The organism is bacterium (genome assembly GCA_040753555.1).
Lineage (GTDB): Bacteria > UBA9089 > UBA9088 > UBA9088 > UBA9088 > JBFLYE01.
On record JBFMDZ010000201.1, the window covers coordinates 1 to 3,616 of the forward strand.

The following is a 3,616-nucleotide window of genomic DNA, read 5'->3' on the forward strand; positions in this document are numbered from 1 at the left end:
AACCCTTTGAATATTTGAATCCTTTCCATCGGTAGCAGTAAGCTTGAGGGTATATGTCCCATTGGTTAATTTTGTTGTATCCCAAGTACCCAATATTCCATTGTCTATTGAGCTACTAGAGGTTATAATTGTATTCCATTTGCTTGGATTTTCTCCCTCTCCATATTCTAGGGTATATGAGGAAAGCTTGGATAACAAGGTCTTTCCATCAACACTGATGTTATCCATAGCCCTTCCTTTTATTTCTACCTTTCCAGATACCTTTTGGTTTAAGATAGGATAGACAATATTTGCCGCAGGAAAAGCAAAGGGATCATAGAGATAGTCAATAATGTAAATATCCCAATTCCCTTTCTTGTTTGAGCCAATAAGCAACTTTGTTCCATCGGGTGACCAGTCATCTGGTCCTTCACTTCCTGACCAGTTTGTAAGGGGAACAATATTGGCAGAAAGGCCATTAAATACATCTTCTATATTCTTAATTAGCCATCCATCATAAGCATTGCCACCCATCATTGAAGAAAAGGCAAACATCTTGCCATCGGGTGAGAACCTTCCCATTTCATCTCCTAAACAGTTAGTTACCTGAACCATAATCGGAGAAGCATTATTTTCAATTACATCAACTACATTGGTTATTGCCCAATCATGATAATCTCCATTACAATTAGAAATAAAAACTATCTTCTTACCATCAGGAGAAAAACAGGGGCCATTTTCGTAAGATACATTTGTGGTTAATCTCTTTATTTGTGATGGTGCCTGTTTAGTAATTACATCAGCTATATTAGTTATTACATAGATATCCCGATTTCCATTCTTTGTTGAGCCATAGGCTAACCATTTTCCATCGGGCGAGAAACATGGCCAATGGTCGTTGTCATCACTTCCTGTGGTTATTTGAACTAATAAGGGTGAAGCATTTTTATTGATTACCTCTTGTATATTAGTGCTCACAAAGATATCTTCACCATTAGAAAAAGCAAGGTATTTGCCATCGGGCGAAAAATTAGGGCCACAACCGTTTGATCCAAGAGGTAATATCTCTCTTTTGTTGTCTCCATTTATATCCATCACCCAGAGATTACCAGCTCCACCATTAAATGACCTATAAACTATCTTTTTTCCATCGGGTGAAAACGCCTCACTACCATCATAATCAGGATTTGTGGTTAACTGCTTTATATATTTTTCTTCCTGAATAGTTAAGTCTATCTTGGTGGTGGATGTATTCCCTGCATTATCCTTTGCTGTAATGGTCAGGGTTTTTGTTCCAAGCGATACAGAATTGGGGATGGTATAGGTATAGGTATATGTTCCATTTCCAAAGCCAGACATTGGTTGATTTAATAGGCCGCCAATTGAGGATAAATCAATGGTAACCGAGCCAACACCACTTAGAGAATCAACCACATAGGCTTCTAGTTTTACTGATTGGCCTGGGTTTACAGGATTTGGAGAGGCTTTGGGATTGGTAATTGTTGGAGGATTTATGTCTACAGTAATTCCATTAGAGAAACCAATGTCACTCCATAATCCTGCACCATTCTTTGCCTTGACTGTGAAGTAGTAGCTTAAACCATTGGTTAAACTTAAGCCTGTTCTTGTTATCTCATTTGTGTCAATAAGTATCCAACCATCAGTAGTATCAGTTCCTCCTCTCTTTGTTCCAATTGTATATTTATACTTTGCTATTCCTGTTTCTGGGTCAGTAGAAGAGCATATCGCATGAAGTTGAGTAATATTATTAGTATATACCCCATCATCTGTGATTATTGGTGTGGTAGGTGGAGTAATATCAACCTCTATTTGGGCGTTAGAAGAAAGAAAGGGAATTGGATTTCCATCATTGTCTACCATTTGTGTCTTTTGTTTCGGAGGGATAAAGTTGAAAGAAATAGACGATGTTCCAGCAATTTTGTTTTTAAAGCGAATATAAGCCAAAACATCAAGACCCTGCACAGGTTCTGTTAAAACTGCAAAGTCAATTGTTCCTTTAATATTATCAAACTTTTTCTGGACTACAAAACCATTTGGTGGAAAAGAGCCATCAGTAATGCTTACAACCTCTAAGATTTGTGGGTCAAAAGAAAGAGAATATTTTGCACCTATTAGACTGGAAGCAACCCCTGCTACAAGCTCTACATCAAAGAACTCGCCAGGACTCACTTTAACCTCTTGTGGGTATATAACAGCACCTGAGTTATGAGGAACATTTTCAGTGATTAAGATTGATTTAGGGTTTAGGTTTTTTAATACAGATGGTATATCTAAGGTTGAAGTATCTAATTCTGATCTTGTCGTTTCGGAAAATGACTGTATTTTGCCAAAGTTGGCTGTTAGAACATAAAAGTCTAACACATCAACTACTTTATCATAATTGAAATCCGCTTCAGGATTCCAATTGGAATCCCCTGGTATAGAATCAAAGGCATCAACAAAGAGAGGCCATTCCAAAATATTGATCTGACCATCATTATTTCCGTCTGCCGCTAATAGGGTTATTGTTCCAATATCTGTGGTTGTATTTCCATTCACTACTATACCAGATTCAGTCCCACCGGAACAAGCAGGAGCATCAGCAGCTAAAGTATAAAATCCAGAGGGAAGATTGCAAAAGATGAAGTTGGAATTAGCATCAGTAGTGGTCTGTGTACCTAACTCAGGAATTCTGACCTCAATCCCAGGAATACTCAAAAATTTTGTCTCACCAATAGAGGGTTTAACCATTCCTCTAATAGTTCCAATTCCTGTCTTTCTTATGCCATTTACCTTTACCTCATCAAAATAAGCAGAGCTTTTCCAAGTCCCAATCCCAATTTTTCCTGAGGAATAGGATGAATCAGTAGCTTGCAATATAAGCTTACCATTTATATAAGCTTTAATATTATTACCTTGAACAATTACCTCGGCCTTATACTCTGTGTCAAGATTCATTATTACCGCCTTATTGCTAGTGCTGGCCAGAATCTCTTTTGAACCATCCCTTAATTTTACTATGCGGGCTCTATCATAGGTTGGATCAAGCTCTAAACAATAGTATTTTGAAGTATCTTGAAGTCTAAATAGAAGCCTTGCTCCTTCCCAATCCGTTGTATTATAAAGGCTTTTAATATTCATCTTCACCTCAAAGGCATAATTGTCCCAATTTGTATCCCCTGCCAATGTTATCCCTTCTCCATCAGCATTTTGAATATATTTACCATCTTCTACCCTCCATGAGCCCCTGATCTGTGTCCAACCTGAACTATTTCCCCGATTAAAGTTATCATAAAATATTGCACCAAGGAATAAGGTAGTTGCATCTTTCTCATCGGAATAGTCTGAATCGGGAAATTGGCTACTATAGGCTTTTATTCTGTAACCATAAGGGGTCTCCACATTCAGGCCAATATCAGTATATGTCGTAACATCTTCTGCTACAGTAGTTATTTGAGCGTATAAATCGCCCATAGTCTTTCTTTCTATCTTAAATCCATCCTCATTGCCAGAGTTATCCTGCCAGGAGAGGATAATCTTGTCATCAGAGATGGCGGTTGCTTGAAGATTGGTTGGTTTAGCCAGAGGAACAGGGGAAAGCTCGAAATTAAGCTGGGTTTCCTCCCCTGACCTTACC

General features: G+C 38.1%; 1 protein-coding gene. It reads right to left on the reverse strand.

Going from position 1 to position 3,616, the window contains the following annotated elements; translation table 11 throughout:
* On the reverse strand, positions 1-3,616 hold a 3,616-nt coding region (locus AB1630_11225), incomplete at both ends, for a fibronectin type III domain-containing protein (GenBank protein ID MEW6104364.1).